The 24,229-nt window shown below is 63.7% G+C and carries 23 protein-coding genes and 1 riboswitch; of the genes, 17 read left to right on the top strand and 6 right to left on the bottom strand.

The genetic code is table 11. The annotated features are described in order from the left end of the window. Window positions 1-65: 65 nt before the first annotated feature. The 3 genes from F3J44_RS00695 to F3J44_RS00685 form a co-directional block, all read right to left on the bottom strand. Entirely contained in the window at window positions 66-770 is a 705-nt protein-coding gene (locus F3J44_RS00695) for an SDR family oxidoreductase (RefSeq protein ID WP_167062468.1), read from the bottom strand. A gap of 98 nt (window positions 771-868) precedes the next feature. Next, window positions 869-1,762, bottom strand: coding sequence for a LysR substrate-binding domain-containing protein (locus F3J44_RS00690; RefSeq protein ID WP_167269980.1), 894 nt, complete (start codon window positions 1,760-1,762; stop codon window positions 869-871). Window positions 1,763-1,782: 20 nt separating this feature from the next. Continuing rightward, a complete protein-coding gene (locus F3J44_RS00685) occupies window positions 1,783-1,971 on the bottom strand; it encodes a DUF1737 domain-containing protein (protein WP_167062474.1) in 189 nt (62 codons plus the stop codon). 216 nt (window positions 1,972-2,187) lie between these two features. On the opposite strand from F3J44_RS00685, the gene F3J44_RS00680 reads away from it, so the two are divergent. The 8 genes from F3J44_RS00680 to F3J44_RS00645 all read left to right on the top strand — a co-directional run bounded on the left by F3J44_RS00680 (window position 2,188) and on the right by F3J44_RS00645 (window position 13,130). After that, window positions 2,188-2,724 carry a sigma-70 family RNA polymerase sigma factor gene (locus F3J44_RS00680; protein WP_167269978.1) on the top strand — a complete coding sequence of 179 codons (537 nt, stop codon included), beginning with the start codon at window positions 2,188-2,190 and terminating at the stop codon, window positions 2,722-2,724. Beyond that, window positions 2,717-3,700, top strand: coding sequence for a FecR domain-containing protein (locus tag F3J44_RS00675; protein WP_167269976.1), 984 nt, complete (start codon window positions 2,717-2,719; stop codon window positions 3,698-3,700). Before F3J44_RS00680 ends, F3J44_RS00675 begins: the two co-directional genes overlap by 8 nt. 95 nt (window positions 3,701-3,795) lie before the next feature. Then, entirely contained in the window at window positions 3,796-6,261 is a 2,466-nt protein-coding gene (locus F3J44_RS00670; protein WP_167269974.1) for a TonB-dependent receptor, read from the top strand. Between the two features lie 216 nt (window positions 6,262-6,477). Continuing rightward, window positions 6,478-7,200: a CPBP family intramembrane glutamic endopeptidase gene (locus F3J44_RS00665; RefSeq protein ID WP_167269972.1), complete on the top strand. Its 723-nt coding sequence runs from the start codon at window positions 6,478-6,480 to the stop codon at window positions 7,198-7,200. Between the two features lie 115 nt (window positions 7,201-7,315). Next, complete coding sequence (locus tag F3J44_RS00660; protein WP_167269970.1) at window positions 7,316-8,683, top strand: diguanylate cyclase; 1,368 nt, start codon at window positions 7,316-7,318, stop codon at window positions 8,681-8,683. Continuing rightward, entirely contained in the window at window positions 8,683-10,011 is a 1,329-nt protein-coding gene (locus tag F3J44_RS00655) for a glycosyltransferase family 2 protein (RefSeq protein ID WP_167269961.1), read from the top strand. Before F3J44_RS00660 ends, F3J44_RS00655 begins: the two co-directional genes overlap by 1 nt. A gap of 12 nt (window positions 10,012-10,023) precedes the next feature. Continuing rightward, window positions 10,024-12,108 (top strand): hypothetical protein, encoded by a 2,085-nt coding sequence (locus F3J44_RS00650; protein ID WP_167269959.1) that lies wholly within the window; start codon window positions 10,024-10,026, stop codon window positions 12,106-12,108. Next, complete coding sequence (locus tag F3J44_RS00645; RefSeq protein WP_167062497.1) at window positions 12,105-13,130, top strand: HlyD family secretion protein; 1,026 nt, start codon at window positions 12,105-12,107, stop codon at window positions 13,128-13,130. Before F3J44_RS00650 ends, F3J44_RS00645 begins: the two co-directional genes overlap by 4 nt. Window positions 13,131-13,295: 165 nt before the next feature. On the opposite strand, the gene F3J44_RS00640 is transcribed toward F3J44_RS00645, so the two are convergent. Further along, complete coding sequence (locus F3J44_RS00640; protein ID WP_205299607.1) at window positions 13,296-15,407, bottom strand: TonB-dependent siderophore receptor; 2,112 nt, start codon at window positions 15,405-15,407, stop codon at window positions 13,296-13,298. A 252-nt stretch (window positions 15,408-15,659) separates the two neighbouring features. On the opposite strand from F3J44_RS00640, the gene F3J44_RS00635 reads away from it, so the two are divergent. The 4 genes from F3J44_RS00635 (at window position 15,660) to F3J44_RS00620 (ending at window position 17,400) form a co-directional block, all read left to right on the top strand. After that, window positions 15,660-15,887 carry a hypothetical protein gene (locus F3J44_RS00635; RefSeq protein ID WP_167062500.1) on the top strand — a complete coding sequence of 76 codons (228 nt, stop codon included), beginning with the start codon at window positions 15,660-15,662 and terminating at the stop codon, window positions 15,885-15,887. A gap of 28 nt (window positions 15,888-15,915) precedes the next feature. Further along, a complete protein-coding gene (locus tag F3J44_RS00630) occupies window positions 15,916-16,155 on the top strand; it encodes a hypothetical protein (protein WP_167269957.1) in 240 nt (79 codons plus the stop codon). Between the two features lie 85 nt (window positions 16,156-16,240). Next, window positions 16,241-16,358, top strand: a riboswitch (cobalamin riboswitch). Window positions 16,359-16,396: 38 nt separating this feature from the next. Then, a complete protein-coding gene (locus tag F3J44_RS00625; RefSeq protein WP_167062503.1) occupies window positions 16,397-16,615 on the top strand; it encodes a CbtB domain-containing protein in 219 nt (72 codons plus the stop codon). Between the two features lie 14 nt (window positions 16,616-16,629). Continuing rightward, window positions 16,630-17,400 carry a CbtA family protein gene (locus tag F3J44_RS00620; RefSeq protein ID WP_167269955.1) on the top strand — a complete coding sequence of 257 codons (771 nt, stop codon included), beginning with the start codon at window positions 16,630-16,632 and terminating at the stop codon, window positions 17,398-17,400. Window positions 17,401-17,748: 348 nt separating this feature from the next. On the opposite strand, the gene F3J44_RS00615 is transcribed toward F3J44_RS00620, so the two are convergent. Further along, window positions 17,749-18,648, bottom strand: a complete 900-nt coding sequence (locus F3J44_RS00615; RefSeq protein ID WP_167269953.1) for a homocysteine S-methyltransferase family protein — start codon at window positions 18,646-18,648, stop codon at window positions 17,749-17,751. Between the two features lie 103 nt (window positions 18,649-18,751). Here F3J44_RS00615 and F3J44_RS00610 point away from each other — a divergent pair, with 103 nt between their 5' ends. The 5 genes from F3J44_RS00610 (at window position 18,752) to F3J44_RS00590 (ending at window position 23,218) form a co-directional block, all read left to right on the top strand. Then, window positions 18,752-19,573 carry an ABC transporter substrate-binding protein gene (locus F3J44_RS00610; RefSeq protein ID WP_167269951.1) on the top strand — a complete coding sequence of 274 codons (822 nt, stop codon included), beginning with the start codon at window positions 18,752-18,754 and terminating at the stop codon, window positions 19,571-19,573. Next, window positions 19,570-20,391 (top strand): amino acid ABC transporter permease, encoded by an 822-nt coding sequence (locus F3J44_RS00605; RefSeq protein ID WP_167269948.1) that lies wholly within the window; start codon window positions 19,570-19,572, stop codon window positions 20,389-20,391. Before F3J44_RS00610 ends, F3J44_RS00605 begins: the two co-directional genes overlap by 4 nt. A gap of 222 nt (window positions 20,392-20,613) precedes the next feature. After that, window positions 20,614-21,597, top strand: a complete 984-nt coding sequence (locus F3J44_RS00600; protein ID WP_167062518.1) for a DUF1852 domain-containing protein — start codon at window positions 20,614-20,616, stop codon at window positions 21,595-21,597. A 28-nt stretch (window positions 21,598-21,625) separates the two neighbouring features. Continuing rightward, window positions 21,626-22,654, top strand: coding sequence for a methionine synthase (locus F3J44_RS00595; RefSeq protein WP_167062521.1), 1,029 nt, complete (start codon window positions 21,626-21,628; stop codon window positions 22,652-22,654). Window positions 22,655-22,711: 57 nt separating this feature from the next. Continuing rightward, on the top strand, window positions 22,712-23,218 hold the full coding sequence (locus F3J44_RS00590) for a flavin reductase family protein (protein ID WP_167062524.1): 507 nt from the start codon (window positions 22,712-22,714) through the stop codon (window positions 23,216-23,218). Window positions 23,219-23,241: 23 nt separating this feature from the next. On the opposite strand, the gene F3J44_RS00585 is transcribed toward F3J44_RS00590, so the two are convergent. Beyond that, window positions 23,242-24,129: a LysR family transcriptional regulator gene (locus F3J44_RS00585; RefSeq protein ID WP_167269946.1), complete on the bottom strand. Its 888-nt coding sequence runs from the start codon at window positions 24,127-24,129 to the stop codon at window positions 23,242-23,244. Between the last annotated feature and the right edge of the window lie 100 nt (window positions 24,130-24,229).

Genomic DNA, 24,229 nt, shown 5'->3' with positions numbered 1-24,229 from the left:
CAGGCAGGGGCGCATCCAGGTTGGGCAAAGGAAGGCCGCAGCCCTGCAGGCTACGGCCAGGGTGGTCAGACGCTACGGGTGACGCCGCCATCGACCCTGATGTTCTGCCCGGTGATATAGGCTGCGCCTTCACTGGCCAGGAAGGCCACCGTCGCGGCAATTTCCTCGCTGGTGCCGTAGCGCTTGAGCGGCACGCTGTCACGGCGCTGCTCGGTGGCCGGCAGGCTGTCTATCCAACCCGGGAGGATGTTGTTGATACGCACGTTATCCCCGGCGAAATTGTCGGCGAAGATCTTGGTGAACGCGGCCAGGCCCGAGCGGAACACGGCGGAGGTGGGGAACATCTCGCTGGGCTCGAAGGCCCAGGCGGTGGAAATGTTGATGATTACCCCACCCTTCTGGCGCTGCATGTGAGGGGTGACCAGGCGCGTTGGGCGAATGACATTGAGCAGGTAGGTTTCCATGCCCTTGTGCCAGTCCTCGTCGCTGATCTCCAGAATCGGCGCGCGCGGCCCGTGGCCTGCGCTGTTGACCAGCACATCGATACGGCCCCACTTCTGCACCACGGCATCGACCAGGCGTTGCAGGTCGTCGACCGACTGGTTGCTGCCGGTGATACCGATACCGCCGAGTTCATTGGCCAGGGCCTCGCCCTTGCCCGACGAAGACAGGATGCCGACCTTGTAACCGTCGGCGGCCAGGCGGCGCGCTGCCGCCGCGCCCATGCCGCTGCCACCGGCCGTGATGATTGCAACTTTTTCTACTGACATGCTGCCTCCAGGGTTGCACTGCTGATTCGCAATTGGCATCCACCTTAGCAGCATCCCCCATAGCGAGGGAGACAGCTAAACTTTACCCATCCAGTAGATTAACTATCGCCTACCTGTTGCTTGAGCCACCTTTGCACGATGGCCAGCGACTCGGGTTGGCGCACCTTGCGCGGCCACACCAGGTAAAACGCCTTGTCCAGCCGAAGCTGCTGGGCAAACACCTGCACCAACCTGCCGGCGGCGACGTCATCGCTGACGAACGCCAGGCTGGCCAAGGCAATACCCTGGCCGCTGATCGCCGCCTCGATGGCCAGGGAAGTTTGGTTGAAGCGCAGGTTCCTGGCCGTTGGCTGGGCGTGCTGTGGGAACACCTGCGCCAGAAACTGCGGCCAGAAATTGTGGGCATCGTGCAGCATGAGGAAGTCTTGCAGCTGCTCGAAACTGGCAGGCAACTCAGCCCCCGCGAACAGGGTTGGGCTGGCCACGGCAACGATGCGCTGCTCCATCAGTTTCTCGCTGTTCAGCCCTGCGCCGAACTCGGGCTTGCCATAGCGCACGGCAAGGTCCACGCCATCGGTGCTGAAGTGGGAAAGGCGGTCCGTGGCCAGCACGCGCAAGTCGATATCCGGGTGGCCCTGGGCGAAGTTGCCAAGCCTTGGAATGAGCCATTTCGAGGCAAAGGTGGGGGTAACGCTGACGGTCAGGTGAGCGGCTTGCGGCCTGAGCACGCGGGTGGCCTCATCGATCATCGCCAGGGCGCTGCGAATGCTGCCACTGTAGCTGCTGCCTGCGTCTGTCAGGGCCAAGCCACGGGGCAGGCGCTCGAACAGGCGCAGGTCCAGGCTCGCCTCCAGCCCACGGATCTGCTGCGCCACTGCCGCCTGGGTCACACCCAGTTCCTCGGCGGCCAGGCGAAAGTTCAAGTGGCGGGCAACCACTTCGAAAACACGCAAGGCATTGAGCGAGGGCAACTCAGGAAAACCGTCGGACATGGTGGTGGCTCCGAACACCGCTAACCCTGCACGCCTGCCCAGATTACGGCCTGTGCCACGATCACATCCTTGCCATTGAACGTCAGCGCAGGCGAACCATGCAGCTGGTAGCCCAACTCCAGCGCCTCACTGACGCGCCGGCAAAATGCCGAGTCATCGGGGCCGGTCAATACCCTGTAGATGGGTAACCCATTCGGTGGTTGGCTCATCGCTTCGCTCCTTGTTTCAGCCTGCGTGGTTCACGGGAGCACGATCATAGCCCAAACCTCGCCCAGCGCCTGCATGCGCTCGCTTTCATGGAGCAAATCGCAAGGAGCGGTGCGGTGAGGCCCATCGCATTGCATTCTTCACCCGATAACCCAATAATCCCGCCGTCATGATAATGATTGTCTTTTGATATACCTTCTCAGGCGCTCTGTTCCAGCATGTCGACCAAGCCCCTCGATCACCTCTACAGCGAGCATCATCCCTGGTTGCGCCAGTGGCTGAGCCGGCGCCTGGGCTGCAGCGCCGATGCAGCCGACCTTGCCCATGATGCATTCCTGCGGCTGCTGCTAAAACCCGTGCAGCCGGTGTTGGACAATGCCCTCGCCGCCCGTGGTTACCTGCGCAAGGTGGCCAATGGGCTGTGCATCAACCTGTGGCAACGGCGGGAGATCGAACAAGCCTGGCTCGATGCCCTGGCTGCCCAACCGGAACGCTTTGCCGACTCTGCAGAACATTGCGCGGCGGTGCTGCAGGCGTTGCAGGAAGTTGGGCAGATGCTGATCGGGCTGCCCGGCAAAGGTGCCCAGGCCTTCGTGCTGGCGGTGGTGTGCCAGATGACTGACAAAGAGGTGGCCGCTGAACTGGGGGTGTCCGACCGCATGGTGCGCAAGTATGTGGCCAAGGCCATGCTCGCCTGCCTGAGCTTGCAGGCCGCGCAAGACATGGCCATGTTTTATCAAGACCACGATGCCTGAGGCGCGCATTCAAACCCCGTTCCAGGTATTGGAGCAAGCCGCCGAATGGTATGCCGAGCTGCGCTGCGGTGGTGCCGACACGGCCCGCCAGCAGGCTTGGCAACACTGGCTCGCCGCCGATCCCATGCACCGGGCCGCCTGGCAGGCCGTACAGGGTATCAGCCAGCGTTTCGAGCCGCTGGAGCACCTGGCGGACCGGCGCAACACTGCCGAGCGCCTGCTCGGTGCCCACCAGCGGGTACGCCGGCGCGGCCTGCTGCGCGGCCTTGCCGCCCTGGCCGGTGTGGGCGTGCTGTGGTCCACCTGGCGCCTGACGCCCTTGCCGCACTGGCGCGCGGAATTGGCTGCGGATTACCGCACCGGCACGGGCGAACTGAAACCGGTGCGCCTGAGCGATGGCACCCAAGTGTGGCTCAACACCCGCACCGCCTTCGATGTGGCGTTTTCCAGGAACAGCCGCCGCTTGCACCTGCTGGCCGGCGAGATCCTGGTGGACACCGCTCACGATGCCAAACGCCCCTTCATCGTCACAACCGCCCAGGGCGATATGCGGGCGCTGGGCACGCGCTTCAGCGTGTGCGCCAGCAGCGGGCAAACGCAGCTGTCGGTGTTTGCAGGCGCAGTGGAAGTGACCTTGGCCTCCTCAGGCACCCGCCGGGTGATCGCGGCCGGCCAACAGCAACGCTTCGACAGCCACCAGCTGGCCCCGCCAGGCAACGCCGAACTGGCCCGCGAAGCCTGGACCGAAGGCAAACTGGTTGCGGTAGACGTGCCACTGGGCGAGGTGCTGGACGAACTGTCGCGCTACCACCACGGTTACGTCTCGGTCAGCCCGGAAGTTGCCCAGCTCAAGGTGTTCGGCAACCTGCCGCTGCTCGACTTCGACGGTGCGCTGGCCATGCTCGGTGAGTCGTTACCGATTCGCGTCGAACGGCGCCTGCCGTGGTGGACCACGGTAGCGGCCAGTGGCAGCTGAAAAAAAATTCAATCCGTGGTTCCGCTTTTCACCGCCTCGCCGGGTTAAGGGATGACAACCCATCCATTTCACCCAACGGGGACAAGGACCACATGATGTTTCGTCCAGCACGCGCACCGTTCACCGCCCGCCTGAGCTTTTCCGTCTGCCTGGCCAGCATTGCGGCCACCACCTGGCTCGCCGCCGCACCGCTCACCGCCCAGGCCGCCAGCCGCCAGTACGCGATTCCCGCCGGGCCGTTGAGCCAGGTGCTGTCACGCTTCGCCGCCGAGTCTGGGGTTTACCTGGTGGGCTTGAGCGAACTGGCCACTGGCCGTTCCAGTCAAGGGTTGCAGGGCAGTTTCGATGTCGAGGGTGGCTTTGCCATGCTGCTGTCGGGCACAGGCCTGGCTGCCGAGCCAAGCGGCCCTGGGCAATACCGGCTGCACGCGGTCGACAGCGCGCCCCTTGAGCTTGGCGCCACCAACGTCAATGCCGCGCAGGGGACCACAGTTGAGCCGACCACCTCCTATACCACAAGGGCCATTACCCTCGGCAAGGGCGAGCACAGCATCAGGGAAACCCCGCAGTCGGTCACGGTGATGACCCGCAAGCGCATGGATGACCAGAACCTCAACACCATCGATCAGGTGATGGAGCAAACGCCTGGCATCACCGTCTCCGGCTCGCCCATGGGTGGCAAGTACTTCTACTCGCGCGGCTTCAAGATGGATGCGCCATTCCAGTACGACGGCGTGCCGCTGGATGTCGGCGGCAGCTATGTGCAGGCCAACAGTTTCAGCAGCGACATGGCCTTCTACGAGCAGGTGGAGCTGCTGCGTGGCGCCGCCGGCATGATGCAGGGCGCCGGCACCCCGGCCGGCGCGGTGAACTTCGTGCGCAAGCGCGGCCAGGCCACGCCGACTGCAACCGTGACCTTGTCCGGTGGCACCTGGGACAACTACCGCAGCCAGGTAGATGTCGGAGGCCCGCTCAATGCCGAGGGCACGCTACGGGGGCGCGCGGTGGTTGCCGAACAGAAGCGCCGGTACTTCTACGACTATGGCAAGCGCGAAGACCAGCTTGCCTACGGCGCGCTGGACTACGACTTCTCCGACGACACCACCGCTGGCATTGCCATCGCCTATGAAAAGCTCAACGCCACACCCTGCTTTGGTGGCCTGCCCAGCTACAGCGACGGTTCGGACATCAAGCTCAAGCGCTCCACCTGCCTGGGCGCCAGCTGGAACCACTGGGATAGCGAGCGTACGTCGGTGTTCGCCGACGTGAAGCATCGCCTGAACGAAGACTGGACCGCGCGCCTGGCAGGCGCCTACAGCCATAACCAGCAGGACATGAAGTATGCCCAGGGCATAGGGGTTGGCTACGTGACCCCGGGGGCCACGTCATCGGCGATTCAGTCGATCGCCGGCCTGTTCGACTACGACTCGGTGGACTACGGCTTCGACGGCTACCTGGACGGCAAATTCCGCGCCTTTGGCCTGGAGCACGAACTGACCGTGGGTGCCAACACCAGTTACTCCCACAGCCATGATGTCTGGGCGCTGGCCTTCCTGCAGCAGCGCTCCGATGTCTTCAACCCCACGCGCTTCACCGAACCGAGCAACGACTACATCATCAACAACAGCTACCGCGGTGGCTGGCCGTATCCGTCGCGAACCACCGTCAAGCAGCAAGGGGCCTATGCCAACTTGCGCCTGAAACTGGCCGATCCCATGACCGTGGTGCTCGGGGCGCGGGTCAGCGACTGGCACTACACCAATGACAGCCATGCCTACGGCGTGGCGCCGATCGATGAGCGCCGGGAAACCGGGCAAGTCACGCCGTTCGCCGCCGTGCTGTACGACCTGACGCCGCACCTGACGGTGTATGCCAGCTACGCCGATGTTTTCCAGCCACAGTCCTATACCGATGCCAGTGGCAAGGTGCTGGAGCCGAAAACCGGCACCAACTATGAACTGGGGGTCAAGGGCGAGTGGTTCGACGGCGCGCTCAATGGCTCGCTGAACCTGTTCCGTGCCTACCAGGAGCATGCTGCTGTGGCGGTCACCGACAAGAGCATCTGCGCCTCCTGCTCGGTAGACGCAGGCAAGGTCCGCGCCCAAGGCGTGGAGATGGAGCTCACAGGCTCCCCCGTCGAGCGGCTGCAACTGACAGCGGGCTACACCTATACCGCGACCGAAACCTTGAGCAGCAACGTGCGCAACAGCAATGTGGCGGCGGTCGATGGCAGCACTTACAACACACTGGTACCGCGCCACGCGTTGCGGGCCTGGGGCGACTATGCCCTGGCCGGCAACCTGAGCCGCTGGAGCGTGGGCGCAGGCGTGAATGCCCAGAGCGCTATATCCAGGTTGTCTGGCACTGCCAAGACCGAGCAACCGGGGTATGCCATCTGGGGCGCGCGGGTGCAGTACCAGATCGATTCGCACTGGGCCGTGGCGCTCAATGGCAACAACCTGTTCGACAAGGTGTACTACTCGACGGTAGGTGATCGCAGCGGCGGGAATTACTACGGGGAGCCGCGTAATTACATGGTGACCTTGAAAGGTAGTTTCTAACGTACACGCTGCCCCGGTAGGAGCGAGCACAGCTCGCGATGGGGCGCGCAGCGGCCCCAGGGTTTCAGCCTCGCGGCTCATAGTGCTGGGGCTGCTTTGCAGCCCATCGCGAGCTGCGCTCGCTCCTACAGGGTCATGTGTTAAATCAAAGAGTACGACAACGCGTCGGCCAGCAACCGCTGTACACTGCCCGCCTCAGACTTAACGGACGAAGTCATGCCACTCGAAGCGCTCCCCATTTTGCAGGGCTACCTCTGGCGCCTGCTTCCACTGTTGGGGCTGTTCGCGTTGTGGCTGTGGCTCACGCCGCGCAGCCAAGCAGGCATGCGCGTGCTGATCCTGCTGCTGGCCTTCGTCTGCACCCGTGACATGATGACCCCCAGCGGCATCTGGACAGTGGGCGGCGAGCCGCCGCTGCGCTTCCATGCCAACCCCTGGGTGATGGCCGCGCTGGGCACCGGCTCGCTGGCACTGCTTGGCCTGCTCGCGCGCGGGCTGCCAACGTGCTGGCAATGGGTGGTGGGGTTCAAGGGAAACCGTACGGCCGGCATCGCCCTGGGGATCGCCGCAGGGTGCCTGATCGGTTTGCCGATCAGGCTGCACCTGGGCCTTGAACTAGCCCCTCTGCCATGGCTGTTGGGCTTTGCCACGCTGGCCCTGGCCGGCAACGCCCTGGAAGAGGTGCTGTTTCGCGGCATGCTGCAAGGCCTGCTGGAACAGCACACCAGCGCCTGGCGGGCCGCGCTCGGCAGTGCCTGTGCCTTTGCCGCCTGCCATGGCTACCTGGCCCTGGTGCTGACCGACCTGGGTTGGCCGGTGATGCTGTTCACCTTCGTCGAGGGGCTGGTCTGCGCCGCTGTGAGGCTGAAATGGGGCACCTGGCCGGCCGCCGCCGCCCATGGCAGCGCAATTCTGCTGATCGGCGCCCCGCTGGCATGAACACCCGGCGATCGCACTAGAGCACCCACTCTAAAGTTGTACAGATTAATCCTTTTGTAGAACTTTACCGGGCAAACGCAGGTCGCACATTCCAGACTTCGAACCTGGAATGCAAATGACTGCCCCGACGCCACGTTTCGCCGCCTTAGGCCCCGGTCCCACTTCGAACCCCGCCATCACGGCCCGTTTCCCAAGCCTTGAGGCCCTGCTCGCCGAGCCCGCCTTCGACCTGCTGGAGCTCACCGCCAGCCCCGAGCAGAACGCCGACTGGGTGCACCAGCTAAGGCGCCACCCGGCCTACGGCCTGACGCTGATCTACTGCCAGGGCGACCCCCCCCCCACCGCTGCGCTGGCCGATGGCCCGCTGCCCGCACACCCGGCCAGTGCCCTGCAGCAATGGCGTGAACGCCTCGCCGTGTTCAACCGTGGGCAGGCACCGGAGGGGCCGCAGGCGCAGGTGCTGGCCTACCTCTGGCTGCGCGCCCCTGGTAGCCTGAAGGCCTTGCGCAGCCCACGCTCCCCTGCCCTCTACCACTACCCGCTGGTCGATGCACTGGGCGACGACCAGCTCAACGGCCATGCCCTGGTGCAGGGCCTGGCCCAGCGCAACCTGCTCGACAGCACCACGCTGGTCGACCGCATTCGCCTGTGCCGCAGCTGTGGCAGCGGCCACCTGAACTACGTGGATGTCTGCGTGGAATGCAGCGCGCTGGATATCGTGCGCCAGCCCTCCCTGCACTGCTTTACCTGCGGCCACGTCGGTGCCCAGGCCGACTACCTCAAGGACGGCGTACTGGTTTGCCCCAACTGCCTGACACGCCTGCGCCACATCGGCACCGACTATGACCGGCCACTGGAAAACTACAGCTGCCAGGCCTGCTCGGCATTCTTCGTCGATGCCGATATCCAGGCGCGCTGCCTGGACTGTGGCCAGCAGCACGCCCCCGATGAACTGCTGGTGCGCAACATTCACGACTATCGGCTTTCCGAAGCCGGGTTGCTGGCAGCGCGCCAAGGCCTGGACCAAGGCTTCGACCCTTACTTCGGCGGCCTTTCGCTGGTGGGCGTGAACACCTTCCGCACCTTGCTCGACTGGCAGCTGGAATTGATCGCCCGCCACGGCGAGCCCAGCTTTGCCCTGCTCGGGGTGCGCTTCAAGAACCTTGGCGCCGCCTTGGCACGCCTGGGCCCACAACGTGGTCATGCACTGCTCGACGCGCTGATCGAGCGCATTCAGGTGGCCATCCGCGACACCGACCGCTGTACCCGAACCACCGAGGAACACCTCTGGCTGCTGCTGATGTACACCGACAGCGTCGGCCTGCAGCGGGTGACCGAACGCCTGAACCAGATCAGCGAACTGTTCGTCGGCCAGGACCTGCAGGACATCGTACTAACCACCAGTGGCTGCGTGGCCCCGGCCCAGCTGGTGGAAAAGGAAAACGCCGAACTGCTGATGGCACGCCTGGCGGGGGAACTGTGATGGCCGGCCTGCTCGATCACCTGCACCTCTGGCTGGCCGAAATCCAGGGCCCCGACGGGCACTGGCGGCTGTTCCTGATGGTGTTCCCCTACTTCCTGCTGCTGGAGGTGCCGCTGAACCTGCTGGTGCTGCTGGGCACCCTGCGCTGGTTCGTGCGCGAACGCAGCGCGGTTCCATTGCACCAGGCCTGGTACCCGCGGGTGTCGTGCATCATCACCTGCTACAGCGAAGGCAAGGACGTGGAGCTGACCCTGCGCAGCCTGGCCGAGCAAACCTACCCCGGCGTGATCGAGATCATTCCGATCGTCGATGGCGCGGCGGCCAACCAGGTCACCACCGAGGTGGTGCGGCGCTTCAAGGCCGAACAGCGGCTGCCGCGCAACCGCTTGCTGCGGCCAATCGCCAAATGGCAACGGGGTGGGCGGGTGTCCTCGCTCAACAGCGGGCTGGCGTTCAGCACCGGTGAAATCCTGATCAACGTCGACGGCGATACCTCGTTCGACAACGACATGGTGCTGCGCATGGTGCGCCATTTCGCCGACCCCAAGGTGCCGGCGGTGGCGGGCAGCCTGCGGGTGCGCAACGCCCGGCAATCGTGGATCGCCAGGGTGCAGGCGCTGGAGTACCTGCTGTCGATCCACATGTGCAAGATCGGCCTGGCCGAATGGAACCTGGTGAACAACGTGTCCGGCGCCTTCGGTGCCTTTCGCCGCAGCTTTCTCGAACAGATCGGCGGCTGGGACACCCACACCGCCGAAGACCTCGACCTGACCTTGCGCATCAAAAGCTACTTCCGCCGTTACCGCCTGCGCATCCCATTCGAGCCACGGGCGATTGGCCACACCGACGCCCCGGCTACCCTGCGCGGGTTTCTCGACCAGCGCCTGCGCTGGGACGGCGACCTATTGTTCATCTACCTGCGCAAGCACCGCCACGCCTTCACACCGAAGCTGCTGGGCTGGCCGAACTTCCTGATGCTGCTGGTCAGCGGGCTGTTCTTCCAGCTGGTGCTGCCGTTCATCATCGTCGGCTACAGCCTGGTGGCGCTGTTCATCCTGCCGCCAACGGCCTTGCTGTTCTATTCGCTGCTGATCTACGCGCTGTACCTGGCCATGAGTGGCCTGCTGTACCTGGGGCTGATGCTGATGGTCAGCGAGCGCCCCCGGCAAGACCTGGCACTGGCCTGGATACTGCCGTTCTACCCCCTGGCGATGTACGCCCTGCGCTGCTGGAGCGTGGTCGCCATTCTCAATGAAACCCTGCGGCGCGGGCACGAGGAATCGAGCATGGCGCCCTGGTGGGTACTCAAGCGGGCCAATCGGTTCTAAGGCACTTCTGACATGATCTTGCACACAGCACGACACCTGCTGCCGTTGGCCTTCTGCGCCCCGTTGCTGGCCAATGCCACGCCCATCACCCTGGAGCAGGCCCTGCAGCAAGCCGGCGATGGCCAGGCTGGCGCCGCCATCAATGCCGAGCTGCAGGCCCGTTACGCGGCGCAGCAACAACGCGAAAGCGAAAGCGGCTGGGAGGTGTTCGGCAGCGCCAATGCCGGCCGCTACCACGAACTGGTCACCGAGGACGTTCGCGACGACTACTACGGCCGCAACGCGGCCATTGGCGTGCGCTACCCGTTGCTGGGCAGCCTGGCGCGGCGGCTGGAGGCCGTGCACGCCAGCGAGCGTGACGTGCGCCTGGGCCGCATCCAGCAGCAATACCAACGTGCCCGCCAGCGCCTGGCGGTGCGCAGCGCCTATGCCGACTGGTGGCGCGCCAGCCAGGAACAGCAACTGTGCGAAGGCGTGCAGGCCGCTGCCAGCACCGCCGAAACCCAGCTGCGCACCCGCCTGGAAGGCAAGTGGATTCTGCCGTCCGATGCACGCCTGATGCGCAGCGAATGGTCGGCGCTAACCCGCCGCTGCGCACTGCAAGCCGACCTGCTTGCCGATGTGCGTGCCAGCCTGCAAAGCCTGGGGGTGGCCATCGGCCCCGGCGATACCCCGGTTGCCGCACCGCTGGCCGCCCACCCGCAGGCGCTGGAGGCCTGGCGCAACCAGTTGCAGGGCAACCCGCGCATGGCCCGGCGCGATGCCGAACTGGCGCTGGCCGAACAGGGCCGCGAGCGGCCTTGGTACAGCGCCATCGATTCCTATTTCAACGTCACCCAGACCGTGGAAGAGCGCAGCGGCGCTGCCGACCGCGGCAGCGGCCTGAGCGTGGGGGTCACCTTCAGCGCCCCGCTCGACCTGCTCGACTATGGCTCGGCCCGCAGCCGCGAAGGCGAAGCGCGCTACCAGGCGGCGGTGCAGGCCAAGGAAGCCGAGCATGGCACGCTGCTGCGCGAACTGGGCAAGGTGATCGAGCAGCAACGACGCAACGCTAATGAATACGCCTGGCGCAGCGAACGCCGCGAGGCCCTGGAGCGTATCGTCGCCGAGCGCCGTCAGCGCTCCAGCCTGGACGCAGGCGAAGCCAGCCTGCGCCTGCAACAGGCCGAGGTCGACCGCTACAACGCAGGTTTCGCGCAGATCGCCGCCTGGCACGCCACCTGGCTGCAGGACGCCGCCCTGCGCCTGTTCGGCGACGACAGCCCGGCCTTCCAGGCACTGCTGGGCAAGCAGTGGTTGCGCTGGCAATCCGGCGCCACCGGGCCAGTGGCACGCACCGGCAACTGGCGCCTGGGCACCTACGCCTGGCAAAGCCAGCGCCTGCTGGCCGCCGCCACCCAGGCCAGCGAACTGCAGGCGCTGCGCAAGGCCGGCATCGGCATCATCCACCTGGGCCTGGATGCCCGGCAGATCCAGAACCTGCCCGCCACCCGCGCCAACCTGAGTGCACTGCTGGGCGCCGCCCATCGCCAGGGCCTGCAGGTCAACCTGCTGCTCGGCGACCCCGCCTGGATCAAACCGCAGCACCGCGCCCAGTTGCTGGAGCTGCTCGGCCAGTTGCGCGAGCTGCCCTTCGATGGCCTGCACCTGGACCTGGAAGTGGAACAGCTGGGCTGGCCGGTGCCCGACCAACGCCTGCACGACTGGCTGGAAACCCTGCGCCAGGCCAAGGCCGCGAGCCCCTGGCCGGTGCAGCTGTCGAGCCACCCGCGCTGGTTCCAGGCGCAGGCCAAGCGCTCGCCATGCGTGCCGTGTGAGCTGCAGCGCCTGGGCATCGAAGACGTCAGCCTGATGATCTACACCCGCAACGCGCAAGCCAGCAGCACCCGCGCCATCGAAATTGCCCGCGCCTGGCCAGGGCTGCACATGCGCCTGGCGCAAAGCGTGGAGCCTGACCAACCGGCAGCGCTGAGCTGGGCCGATGCCGGCAGCGGCCAGCTGCAAGCCCAGGCCGACACCTGGAAACACACATTGCTGCCGGCTGGTATCAGCGGCATCGACTGGCAATCCTGGACCGACTACCCGAGAAGCCGATGAAAATCCGATTCCGCAGCCCCAAGGAACACCATCCCACCCAGGACAACGGCATGCAGGTGCTGTATGCCCCCGGCAAGCGCCTGGCCTTCAAGCTGCGCTGGTACCTGATCCTGTGCCTGATTCTGCTGCCGGCGCTGTGGCTGGTTGGCCACTATGGCCTGGCCCTGCTGCGCGTCGAGGCCCCGGCGCTGGTGCGCCTGCCCACCCTGGAAGTGCGGGCCATGCAACCAGGCGAAGTGCGTGCGCTGCGCGTGCAGGTGGGCGACCACGTTCAGGCCGGCGCACCGCTGGTAGACCTGGACAACCCCGACTGGCGGCTGCGCCTGAGCCTGCTGCAAGCCAGTGCCGTCAACGGCAACGCCAGCACCGCAGGTCTGGGTGCGCACAACCGGGCAGTGCTGCAAAGCCTGGTGGACCGCGCCGCGAAGAAGGTCGACGACACCCGCCGCTTGCTTGCGCAAGGCGCAGCCACCCGTGGCGAAGTGTTGGAGGCGCAGAATGCGCTGGACAGCCGCGAGGCTGAGTTGCTGGCCTTCGAGCGCAGCCTGAGCGGGGGTGCAGGCCAACGCTACGAGGTACAGCAGCAGCGCGAGGGGCAGTGGCTGCAAGAGCAGCTGGCGCGCCTGGATGTACACGCCAGTGAAGCCGGGCGGGTGGCCGAGGTGATTGCCGCCCCCGGTGAGAACGTTGGCCCCGGCACCTTGCTGATGCGCCTGGAGCGCGAAGGCCCGGCGCAGCTGTGGGTGTACCTGGACCCCAAGGACGTCGAGCACTCCACCCCAGGCTCGGCATTGGATGTGCGCCTGCCCAATGGCGATTGGGTAGGCGCCGAGGTCATCAGCAACGCTGAAAGCGCCAACCCACTGCCCAGCGACCTGCGCAAGCCGTTCAGCAGCCCGGCTCGCGGCCTGATGGTGCCGGCACGCTTCACCCAGCCGCTGGACAGCGAATGGCGAATCGACTCGCTGCCGGTGCGGGTGCGCTTTGCCGATCGGCGCGTGCCGCTGTTCGGTGGGCTGTAGGCGTTTGGCATCGCAACTCCCTGTAGGAGCGGGCTTGCCCCGCGAACACCGGCGCAGCCGGTGCCATGCACCGCGTCGCCTGCTTCGCGGGTCAAGCCCGCTCCTACAAAAAAGTTGTGATGTGTTCCATGAAAAATTGCGGCGCGCCGCGGGCCCAGGTTTACATCAATACTTCCAGGTCACCGAGGCCGTCAGGTTGCGCGGGGCACCGTAGCTGGCGGTGCTGGCGTTGTTGTACAGCGACAGCAGGTACTTGCGGTCGGTGACGTTGTTCAGGTTCAGCGAGGTGCTCCAGTTGCTGTCGATGTCGTAGCTGGTCATCAGGTCGACCAGGCCATAGGCGTTCTGGTGGATGGCGCTGTTGGTGTCACTTTCAACGCCAGTCTGCCAGCTGACCCGGGCACCGACTTTCATCTGCGGCAACGTTGGCAGGCGGTAAGTGAGCATGCCGCGCACGCTGTGGGTTGGCACATACTTGCGCGCACGCTCGCCATTGTCGTCGTCGATGCGCACGTAGGTATAACCTGCCAACAGGTCCAGGCCTGGCATCACTTCGCCAGAGGCCTGCAACTCGACACCATGGCTCTTGAAATCGGCCGGCGAGTAGACTTCCCAATTGCCATTGAAGCCCATGTCCACGGCCACGTTGCGTTGTTCGGTCTTGAACAGTGCGCCGGTCAGGTGCAGGCGCTGGTCCATCACACTGCCCTTGATCCCCACCTCCATGCTCTTGCCTTCCAGCGGCGCGAGCTGCTTGCCGTCATCGCCAGCCTTGTTGTACTGCGGGGCGTAGATCTTGGTCCAACTGCCGTACAGGCTCCACGACGGGTTCAGGTCATAGACCAGGCCGGTGTAGGGGGTGACCTTGCCGTGCGCGCGGGTGGAGTATTCAGCACCGAAGCTCTCGCCCTTGCCATCGGCGCTGAGCATGCGCGCACCGGCGATCCAGTGCAGGTCGTCGGCAAGGCTGAAACGCGCCCCGGCGAACACGCTCTTCTGGGTGTCCTGGAAGTTCTGCGACAGCCCTTCGCTGGTCACGCCGAACGACGGCATGGAGGTGGCACCGGCCAGGATGCCCGAGAACGAGGTGTCGAACTCACCGCCATGCTCGATGTCTTCGTCATACTCATGGCTTTTCTGGTGGGTGCGCCCATAGGCGGCGCCGAAGGTCAGCTGATGCTCGCGGCCAAACAGGCTGAACGGTCCCTGCACTTTCGCTTCGCCCAGCAACTGGTGGGCTTCGCTGCTGGTGTGGTTGCCATAGGCCTGGGCGTCGTCGCCGGTGACCGAGTACACGTAGAGCATGTTGGTGTTCTGCTTTTCCTGAATGCCCGTGGCGGTAAGCGTGGCATTCCAGTCGTTGCCGAAATCGTGCTTGAGCTCGACGAAGGCGCGCTGGGTGTGCAGGTTCCAGTAGGTCCACGGCTGGCCGATGCTGCTACTGCGGCTGCTGTAGTGAATGGCGTTACCGGCGCTGTCGACCAGCGGCAGGTTGCCCCAGGTGCTGCCGTTGGAGTCGCTGTTGTGCTGGGAGAAACCAACGGTCACGGTATCGGCGTCGGTCACGTCGAACGCCAGCAGGCCGGCGGCCACGTTGCGCTCATGGCTGTAGCGGTCCATCCACGAATTGCCTTTGTCGTGGGAATAGATGAAGCGACCGCGTACTTTGCCCGAATCCGTCAGCGGGCCGGCCACATCGACATCCACACGGCGGCTGTCCCAGGAACCGACGCTGGTGTCGACCTGTGCCTGGAAGCTGTCGGTCGGGCGCTTGCGCACGAAGTTGACAGTGGCAGACGGGTTGCCCGCTCCGCTCATCAAGCCATTGGCGCCATGCAGCACATCTACCTGCTCATACTCGGCCAAGTCCTGGTCACCCACCAGCACTGTGCCAACGAACGGCATGCCCATGCCGTCGTATTCGAAGGTGTTGATGTCGAAGCCGCGGGAGGTGAATTCGGTTCGGTCGGTTTCGGTCTGCTCCACGGTCACCGAGGGCGCCGCGCGCAGGGCGTCCTTGATGCCGTTGATCTTGAAGTCATCCAGCGCCTGGCGGGTGATGGTGGTCACGCCCTGGGGCGTCTGCTTGTCGGTCAGGCCCAGCTTGGTGGTGCTGGAGGAGGCGTGGCCTTCGTATCCCTGGCTCGGGCCCTCGCCTTCGTCACGTGTGCTTTCGATCTGCGTCGCAGGCAGGGTGAGGTCGTCGGCGGCGTGAACGACGGGCATGGCGCTGCAGGCGCCGACCAGCAACAGGCTGGCAGGAAGGTGACGTTTCAAGGAAAAAGCCCCAGGGAGTGAATGTAAACGGGATTCATTTTTAAATAGGAATACGAATCTACATCACATTGGTATCACGTTTTTTTAACTTATTTTTCATGTTTAAGGGTGGGGTTCGCCATGCTAGGTGGCGCCTGGATGCCTGGCCCTATTGGGGGGCGCGCTGGGCGATAGTGGCGCTCTGGTTATTTTCGACTAGGGTGCATTGAGTGATGAAGCAGGAATTCCAGTGCACCAAAAAGGAGAGTCACCATGAAAAAAACCTTCAGCGCTTGCGCGATTGCCTTCACCGCACTTCTGGCTCTGCCGATGGCACACGCCGAGGGCGACGTTGCCAAGGACGTTCGCCAGGATGTGCGAGATGTGGACAAGGACGCCAAGCATGACGCCAAGGAAGTCGACAAGGGCGCCAAACACCTGGACAAGGAACGTCACAAGGAAGACAAGCATATTGACAAAGAGGCCAAGAAACATCTTTGACAGGGCCTGACCAGAAGAGGGATTTTCCATGAAAAGCCTTATTACCCTACTTGCCTGCACCCTGCTGGTGCCAGGGCTCGCATTTGCCAAGGACGACCACCACGAATGCGAAGCAGCCCTGGAGCAACTGAAGTCCGCGCAGGCCTCGGACTTTACCGGCACCGGGCACCATGAGCATCAGCAGGCCAAGGCCGCACACGCCTCCGGCGACTATAAGAAGTGCGCTGACCAGGCAAGCAAGGCGTTGTCCCACCAGAAGCAAGGCTGAAAACCTGATAGACCCAGGGGCGGATGTGTAGGCATCGCCCCTGTTTCTCGCAGCAATCATTCCCTGCGCGAAGCTTCATGAAAGACTTCAAGGCCAAGATGTATTATTTTGTTACTGATTGGGAAGCCGGTGTAAGCCCGGCGCGGTCGCGCCACTGTAATCGCACGTCGAGAGCCAGACCCCAATACCATCCCCCCCTAATAACATCCTGACCGAACGCGTCATTCTCCAGGAGCTTCGTATGTCCACCACCGTTGCCACGTCCGCCGACAGCGACCTGTCGCTGCCGTCCCTGCCGTTGAGCGAGATTCTGCCCTGGGCCATCTTCGCCGGCCTGCTCCTGCTGCTGGCGATCTATTTCGTCGGTGCCGAGCAAGGTGCCACCGCACTGATCTCCGGTGCCTACGTGCACGAGTTCGTGCATGACGGCCGCCACCTGCTGGGCTTCCCCTGCCACTGACCGAGGGTTGTGACATGACAGGCAATCTCCTGCTGCGCGGCATGCTTGCCGGGCTGTTGGCGGGCATCCTCGCCTTTGGCTTTGCGAAAGTGTTCGGTGAGCCTTCGGTGGACCAAGCCATCGCTTTCGAAGAATCCGTGGCCCATGCCCATAGCCATGACCATGGCGGCGGCGCTGCCGACGAAGAAGAAGAGGAACTGGTCAGCCGTGCGGTGCAGAGCAGCGTCGGGCTGTTCACCGGCGTGGTGATCTACAGCGTATCGATCGGCGGCATCTTCGCCCTGGTGTTCGCCTTCGCCATGGGCCGTATGGGCGGCCTGAAGGTAGGCCCGCGCGGCCTGGCGGCCATCCTTGCGCTGCTGGCCTTCATCAGCGTGATCCTGGTGCCGGGGCTCAAGTACCCGGCCAACCCGCCATCGGTGGGCGACGCTGAAACCATTGGCCAGCGCACCAAGCTGTTCTTCCTGATGCTGGTGGTGTCGGTGGCAGCGCTGGTGGTGGCGGTGAACCTGTTCCGCAAGCTGCTGGCTCGCCACGGTGGCTGGACCGCCGCGGTTGCGGCGATCGTGCTCTATGGCGTGATCATGGCCGTGGCCGGCAAGCTGTTCCCGGCCATCAACGAAGTGCCCGAGGGCTTCTCGGCCACCTTGCTGTGGAACTTCCGCATCGCTTCGCTTGGCATCCACGTGGTGCTGTGGAGCGTGCTCGGCCTGGTGTTCGGCTGGCTGGCCCAAGGCCCGGTACTGGCCCCACGCAACCGCCACAACGCCCGCCTGCAGTCCTGAGCCAACGCCCATTGCGCGCTGCGCTCGCTCCTATGGAACAAACCGTAACCATCTGATTTAACGGTGAATCCTGTAGGAGCGAGCGCAGCTCGCGATGGGCTGCAAAGCAGCCCCGGCACTATGAGCCGCGAGGCTGAAACCCTGGGGCCGCTGCGCGCCCCATCGCGAGCTGCGCTCGCTCCTACCGGGGACGGCGCTGGCCTGGAGATGGTTGTGGTGTAGGTCAAGCGCCGGTGTTCGCGTATCGCATTTTTGGGCACCCACGCATTGCGGCGCGACTGCTGGCACGGTTCCCTGCGCGACAGCGCAGCCCGCAAGGGCTGGGCTATCTCCTACAGAAATATCCTTTCAGCCCAAATTACGCTTGAGCGCAGCGATGTGCTCCGGGCCAATGCCACAGCAGCCGCCGATCAGGCTGGCCCCGCGCTGACGCCAGTCCTGGGCCCAGGCCAGGTAACCTGGCGGGTCGAGGTCTTCACGCAGTTCATCCAGGCCATCGTTGGCCGTCGCTTCCTTGGGTTGCGGCGGGAAGGCGTTGGCGTAGGCGCCGATGGCGATATCGGCCTGCTTGGCCTGGATCAGCGAATGGGCCACGTCCACCGCCGCGCCAATGACTTCCGGCTGGCTGCAATTGAACAGTACCGCCGCTACCCCCAGGCCTGCCACCGCCTCGATCGCCTCGGCCACCGGCTCACCCGAGCGTAGGCGCGGGGTGGCATCGACCTCTTCGTCCTGCAAGGTGAACGACACCCAGAACGGCTTGCCGTCCGCGGGCAGCTGAGCGTGAATGGCACGGACTTCAGCAATCGAGCTCTGGGTTTCTGCCAGCCACAGGTCCACATGCGGGGCCAGGCCCTGCAACAGCGGCGCCAGCACTTCGGCAACCCGCTCGGGCTGGAACAGGTCTGGCCGATAGGAGCCGAACAGCGGCGGCAGCGAACCTGCCACCTGCACCTGGCCGCCGCTGCCATCGGCGGCACGGCGGGCCAACTGGCCGGCAACCGTGGCCAACTGCAACCCTTCCCGGGCAAAGCGTTCCTCACCGATATGGAACGGCACCACGGCGTAGCTGTTGCTGGTGATAACTTGGGCACCGGCGGCGATGAACGCCGCGTGCACGCCCACAACGGCCTCGGGCGCTTCGCTCAGGGCCAGTGCCGACCACTCCGGCTGGCGGAAGGGTGCGCCGCTACGCTGCAACTCCCGCCCCATGCCGCCATCCAGGACCACCATCGCTCGCTGTTTCATATAACTTCTCTAAAGGTGCTTATGACTAAAATTCATTATGTTTGGAGGACCTATAACTATTAAATACCCTACTCGATTTTCAGCCAATTTTTCAGGTATTTACATGCGCTTCGCTGCCTTGCTCGGCTCCAGCCTGCTGCTGCTCGCCTCCGCCTCCCACGCCCTTGCCGGCTCCACCCTGGAGCGTGTCGAGTCGAACAAGGAAATGGTCAATGTGCTGATGGAGAGCTACCCGCCCTTCTCGTTCCTCAACGAACAGAACCAGCTGGACGGTTTCGATGTCGATGTGGCCAAGGCCGTGGCACAGAAGCTCGGCGTCAAGTTGCGCCTGGAAACCCCATCCTGGGACGTGATCGCCGCTGGCCGCTGGAGCGGGCGCTATGACATCTGCATTTGCTCGATGACCCCGAGCAAGGCACGGGCCGAGGTGTTCGACTTCCCCGTGGAATACTACGCCTCGCCTGCCGTGATCGTGGTCAACGCCAAGGACGACCGGATTCACACCGCCAAGGACCTGGATGGGCGCAAGGTCGGGCTGACCAGTGCCTCCAGCTACGAGAGCTACCTCAACAAGAACCTGGTGATCGAAGGTGCCGAAGACCAGCACATCGACTACCCGTTCGACTTCGTCCAGGTTGCCCCCTACGACACCGACAACGTCGCCTTCCAGGACCTGGGCCTGGGTGCCGGCGTGCGCCTGGACGCGATTCTCACCAACCTGGTGACCGCGCAACCGCGCCTGGATCAGGACAAGCGCTTCAAGCTGGCCGGCGCACCGCTGTACGAAGAACCAAACTCGGTGGCCATCGAGAAAGGCGACCCGCAGTGGGATGCCAAGGTGCGCCAGGTGTTCGCCGAACTCAAGGCTGACGGCACGCTGGCCAAGCTCTCGCAGAAATGGATCGGTGCCGACATCAGCAAATGAGCGCCTTTCAACCTTCCCCCAAGCCCGTGGCCAATGCCACGGGCGCTCGCCTGTTCGGGTTCCGCACCCGGTTGTACCTGACCTGGCTGGCGCTGTTCGCCCTGTTCGTGGCGTTCTTCCTCAGTTTCGACCTGAAGTTCGCCATCATCCTGGACAAGTTCCCCAACCTCGCCGGCTTCAAGCTCGGGCCCAACGGGTTCCTGCAAGGGGCAGCGCTGACCTTGTTCCTGTGCCTGTGTTCGATGGTGGTGTCGGTGCTGTTCGGCTTTGCCGCAGCGCTGGCGCGGCTATCGCGCAGTGCAGTGCTGGTGGGCGTCGCTAGTTTCTACACCTCGTTCTTTCGCGGCACGCCGCTGCTGATCCAGATTCTGCTGATCTACCTGGGCCTGCCGCAGCTGGGCCTGGTGCCCGGCGCCATCAGCGCCGGCATCATTGCCTTGTCGCTGAACTACGGCGCCTACCTGAGCGAAATTTTCCGCGCCGGCATACTCGGGGTTGCCCGCGGCCAGCGCGAAGCTGCCTTGGCACTGGGCATGCGCCCGGCCCAGATCTTCTGGAGCATCACCCTGCCCCAGGCCATGCGGGTCATCATTCCGCCCACGGCAAACCAGTTCATTTCCATGCTCAAGGACTCGTCGCTGATCTCGGTGATGGGCGTGTGGGAAGTGATGTTCCTAGCCCAGTCCTACGGCCGCTCAAGCTATCGTTACCTGGAGATGCTGACCACGGCGGCAGTGATCTACTGGGTGCTGTCGATCCTGCTGGAACTGGTGCAGGCACGCCTGGAACGGCATTTCGGCAAAGCCTACCAGCGGTAGTGCCTGTGCTCACTTGATGCCCCGGCGGCGCTCGATCACCCGTCCCCGAAACCGCTCATGATGAAAAAACATCATGAGCGGAACTAAAAAACCTTTGAAATTTCCTCATTAGCCTCAGCGCCGACCGATCCTTAAACTTCATCTTAATCACAGCCAATTTGCAGATCACTGAGCAACCACCCGACACCGGGTGTGGCCCCAGGATCGGGACAGCGGATCAAGATGAACAGCGACTTCACTTTCAGCCTCAAAAGCATTGCCTTCGACGAGCACTACCAGCCTGCCGAAAACACCCGCATCACCACCAACTTCGCCAACTTGGCCCGGGGTGAAAACCGCCAGGAAAACCTGCGCAATACCTTGAAGATGATCAACAATCGCTTCAATGCCCTGGCGCACTGGGATAACCCGAACGGCGAGCGCTATTCGCTGGAACTGGACATCGTCTCGGTGGAAATGCACCTTGATACCACGCACAAGGGCCAGGCCCTGCCGCTGATCGAAATATTGAAAACCACCATCGTCGACCATCACACCGGCGAGCGCATCGACGGCATGGTTGGCAACAACTTCTCCTCCTACGTGCGCGACTATGACTTCAGCGTCCTGTTGCTGGGGCATAACAAAGGCCAGGCTTCATTCAGCACGCCAGAGCATTTCGGTGACCTGCACGGCCAGCTGTTCAAGGCGTTCGTCAACTCCGCAGCCTACCAGCAACACTTCGCCAAGGCGCCGGTCATCTGCCTCAGCGTTTCCAGCAGCAAAACCTACCGGCGCACCGAGAACCACCACCCGGTACTGGGCGTGGAATATGTGCAGGATGAATATTCGCTGACCGACGACTACTTCAGGAAGATGGGCTTGAAGGTGCGCTACTTCATGCCGCCCAACAGTGTTGCGCCCCTGGCGTTCTATTTTGCCGGTGATTTGCTGGGCGATTACACCCCGCTTGAACTGATCAGCACCATCAGCACCATGGACACGTTCCAGAAGATTTATCGGCCAGAAATCTACAACGCCAACTCGGCGGCCGGAAAGTCTTATCAGCCCAGCTTGAAACATCAAGACTATTCGCTGACACGCATTGTGTATGACCGGGAAGAACGTAGCCGCCTGGCCATCGAACAAGGCAAGTTTGCCGAGGAACAATTCGTCAAGCCGTATCAGGCAACGCTCGCGCAGTGGTCTGCGCAATACGCTCATTGATCGCTTCTATTATTCAAGGTTATTCCAGATGAAGAAACTGCTCCCCACGTCCACCGCCGGCAGCCTGCCAAAACCCGCCTGGCTGGCCCAGCCGGAGACGCTGTGGTCACCGTGGAAACTGCAGGGCGATGAACTGGTCGAGGGCAAGCAAGACGCCCTGCGCCTGGCGCTGCAAGAACAGCAACACGCCGGCATCGACATCGTCAGCGATGGCGAACAAACCCGCCAGCACTTCGTCACCACCTTTATCGAACACCTCGACGGGGTGGATTTCGAACAGCGCGAGACGGTCAGAATTCGTGACCGCTACGATGCCAGTGTACCGACGGTGGTGGGTGCAGTGGCGCGGCGCAAGCCGGTGTTCGTCGAGGATGCCAAGTTCCTCCGCCAGCAGACCTCGCAGCCGATCAAATGGGCGCTGCCAGGCCCCATGACCATGATCGACACCCTGTACGACGCCCATTACAAGAGCCGCGAAAAACTGGCCTGGGAGTTTGCCAAGATTCTCAACCAGGAAGCCCGCGAGCTGGAGGCCGCTGGCGTCGACATCATTCAGTTCGACGAGCCTGCCTTCAACGTGTTCTTCGATGAAGTGAACGAATGGGGCGTCGCCACCCTGGAGCGGGCCATCGAAGGCCTCAAATGCGAAACCGCCGTGCATATCTGCTACGGCTACGGCATCAAGGCCAACACCGACTGGAAAAAGACCCTGGGCTCGGAATGGCGGCAATATGAGGAAGCCTTCCCCAAACTGCAGAAATCCAGCATCGATATCGTCTCGCTGGAATGCCACAACTCCCACGTGCCCATGGACCTGATCGAGCTGATCCGTGGCAAGAAGGTCATGGTCGGCGCCATTGACGTGGCCAACCATGCCATCGAAACCCCTGAGGAAGTGGCCAATACCCTGCGCAAGGCACTGCAGTTCGTAGACGCCGACAAGCTCTACCCGTGCACCAACTGCGGCATGGCCCCCCTGCCGCGCCAGGTGGCGAACGGCAAGCTCAAGGCACTGAGCGCTGGTGCAGAGATCGTGCGCCGCGAACTGTCGCGTTAATGAGCCGCAAGGGCTTGGCCAATGCCAGGCCCTTGCCCCACATCGATAGGATTTCCCATGTCACGTCCTGGTAACGCCATCGAGCCCTTGCGCTTTCGCGAGGCGCTCGGGCACTACGCCTCCGGCATCACGGTCATTACCTCGCAGCATGAAGGCGAGCCACTGGGTTTCACCTGCCAGTCGTTCTACAGCGTGTCGATGAACCCGCCGCTGGTTTCGTTCAGTGTCATGGCCAGCTCCGCCAGCTATCCCGGTATCCGCCAGGCCGGGCGCTTTGCGGTCAATATCCTGTCGGGCGAGCAGGTGGCCATTTCCAATCAGTTTGCCCGCCGTGGCACCGACAAATGGCACGGGGTGCAATGGCAGGCTTCGCCGCTGGGCAACCCGGTGATTGCCGGTAGCCTGCACTGGCTGGATTGCGAGATCCACGCCGAACACGTGGCAGGCGATCACCTGATCGTGATTGGCGAAGTGAAAGCGATGGACCAACAGGCAGTCGCCGCCACGCAGCCTTTGCTGTATTTCAAGGGGCAGTATTGCAACCTCGTGCAGGCGTGCGCCTGAGGCAATCACTGCAGGCGGTGCGCTCAAGCAACGCCTGGCAGCCCGATGCAAAGCTCCATGAACCGCGCTGCCGCCCGTGAGGGCGTGGCAGCATGGGGCAGCAAGATGGAGAACTGCCGCACCAGCGGTTCTGGCGCAATCCGCACCTGGCGCAGCACGCCGTCTTCATGGCGAATCGACATGGCCGAGACAAACCCAATCCCCATGCCCGCCCGCACCGCTTCCTTGACCCCTTCCACCCCTGCAATCTCCAGCGCTACCCGCATCGCCACGCCATGCCGGGCGAACGCCCGCTCAACGATCTGCCGCACCCCCGAGCCACTTTCACGCAGCACCAGCGGGTAGGCGCCCAGCGCCGCCAGGCTCTGCTCCTGGGTGTCCGCCAGCGGATGGCCATTGGGCACGATCGCCACGATTTCGTCTTGCCGCCACCCCGTGACGCCCGTCCCCAGCGGCAACTCCTGCCCCGGCGGGCCCTCGATCAGGGCGATGTCGACGTTGCCCAGCGCTGCAACGATTTCCCGCGTGTTGCCGTGTGCGGTGGTGACCAGCACTTCCGGGTAGCGCCCATGGAAATCGGCGATCAGGTACGGCAGCAGGTAGCTGGCCGGCGTGGTGCTGGCACCGATGCGCAAGATACCGCGCTCCAGGCCCCGCAAAGCCTCGCGCAGGGCCTGGGCCTGGTGGAAGGTTTCGCGCAGGCGCAGGGCATGGGCCAGCAACTGCTCCCCGGCAGCGGTCAGGCGCACGCCGCGGCCAGCGCGTTGGTACAGGGGCTCGCCAAAGTCTTCCTGCAGCAGCTTGAGCTGGCCGGAGACTGCCGGTTGCGACAAGTGCAGGGCCTGGGCGGCGTGGCTGATGTTGCCATGCTCGGCCACGGTGGCGAACGTTATCAGCTGTTCTGGAGTCATTTTCTAAAAATATCAGCTATTCGGATATTTGCCATTTCAAATTACGATTTTTTATAAGCTTATAACCAGATTAACGTAGACCCTGTCGAAACATCTTTTC

Source organism: Pantoea sp. Tr-811 (assembly GCF_011752535.1).
In the GTDB taxonomy this organism is placed as follows: domain Bacteria; phylum Pseudomonadota; class Gammaproteobacteria; order Pseudomonadales; family Pseudomonadaceae; genus Aquipseudomonas.
This window is presented reverse-complemented; position numbering and strand designations above follow the sequence as displayed.

What these genes read in the sequence shown, in the direction of transcription:
- F3J44_RS00695 (WP_167062468.1), bottom strand. Translation starts at nt 770, where the DNA reads ATGTCAGTAGAAAAAGTTGCAATCATCACGGCCGGTGGCAGCGGCATG.
- F3J44_RS00690 (WP_167269980.1), bottom strand. Translation starts at nt 1,762, where the DNA reads ATGTCCGACGGTTTTCCTGAGTTGCCCTCGCTCAATGCCTTGCGTGTT.
- F3J44_RS00685 (WP_167062474.1), bottom strand. Translation starts at nt 1,971, where the DNA reads ATGAGCCAACCACCGAATGGGTTACCCATCTACAGGGTATTGACCGGC.
- F3J44_RS00680 (WP_167269978.1), top strand. Translation starts at nt 2,188, where the DNA reads ATGTCGACCAAGCCCCTCGATCACCTCTACAGCGAGCATCATCCCTGG.
- F3J44_RS00675 (WP_167269976.1), top strand. Translation starts at nt 2,717, where the DNA reads ATGCCTGAGGCGCGCATTCAAACCCCGTTCCAGGTATTGGAGCAAGCC.
- F3J44_RS00670 (WP_167269974.1), top strand. Translation starts at nt 3,796, where the DNA reads ATGTTTCGTCCAGCACGCGCACCGTTCACCGCCCGCCTGAGCTTTTCC.
- F3J44_RS00665 (WP_167269972.1), top strand. Translation starts at nt 6,478, where the DNA reads ATGCCACTCGAAGCGCTCCCCATTTTGCAGGGCTACCTCTGGCGCCTG.
- F3J44_RS00660 (WP_167269970.1), top strand. Translation starts at nt 7,316, where the DNA reads ATGACTGCCCCGACGCCACGTTTCGCCGCCTTAGGCCCCGGTCCCACT.
- F3J44_RS00655 (WP_167269961.1), top strand. Translation starts at nt 8,683, where the DNA reads ATGGCCGGCCTGCTCGATCACCTGCACCTCTGGCTGGCCGAAATCCAG.
- F3J44_RS00650 (WP_167269959.1), top strand. Translation starts at nt 10,024, where the DNA reads ATGATCTTGCACACAGCACGACACCTGCTGCCGTTGGCCTTCTGCGCC.
- F3J44_RS00645 (WP_167062497.1), top strand. Translation starts at nt 12,105, where the DNA reads ATGAAAATCCGATTCCGCAGCCCCAAGGAACACCATCCCACCCAGGAC.
- F3J44_RS00635 (WP_167062500.1), top strand. Translation starts at nt 15,660, where the DNA reads ATGAAAAAAACCTTCAGCGCTTGCGCGATTGCCTTCACCGCACTTCTG.
- F3J44_RS00630 (WP_167269957.1), top strand. Translation starts at nt 15,916, where the DNA reads ATGAAAAGCCTTATTACCCTACTTGCCTGCACCCTGCTGGTGCCAGGG.
- F3J44_RS00625 (WP_167062503.1), top strand. Translation starts at nt 16,397, where the DNA reads ATGTCCACCACCGTTGCCACGTCCGCCGACAGCGACCTGTCGCTGCCG.
- F3J44_RS00620 (WP_167269955.1), top strand. Translation starts at nt 16,630, where the DNA reads ATGACAGGCAATCTCCTGCTGCGCGGCATGCTTGCCGGGCTGTTGGCG.
- F3J44_RS00615 (WP_167269953.1), bottom strand. Translation starts at nt 18,648, where the DNA reads ATGAAACAGCGAGCGATGGTGGTCCTGGATGGCGGCATGGGGCGGGAG.
- F3J44_RS00610 (WP_167269951.1), top strand. Translation starts at nt 18,752, where the DNA reads ATGCGCTTCGCTGCCTTGCTCGGCTCCAGCCTGCTGCTGCTCGCCTCC.
- F3J44_RS00605 (WP_167269948.1), top strand. Translation starts at nt 19,570, where the DNA reads ATGAGCGCCTTTCAACCTTCCCCCAAGCCCGTGGCCAATGCCACGGGC.
- F3J44_RS00600 (WP_167062518.1), top strand. Translation starts at nt 20,614, where the DNA reads ATGAACAGCGACTTCACTTTCAGCCTCAAAAGCATTGCCTTCGACGAG.
- F3J44_RS00595 (WP_167062521.1), top strand. Translation starts at nt 21,626, where the DNA reads ATGAAGAAACTGCTCCCCACGTCCACCGCCGGCAGCCTGCCAAAACCC.
- F3J44_RS00590 (WP_167062524.1), top strand. Translation starts at nt 22,712, where the DNA reads ATGTCACGTCCTGGTAACGCCATCGAGCCCTTGCGCTTTCGCGAGGCG.
- F3J44_RS00585 (WP_167269946.1), bottom strand. Translation starts at nt 24,129, where the DNA reads ATGACTCCAGAACAGCTGATAACGTTCGCCACCGTGGCCGAGCATGGC.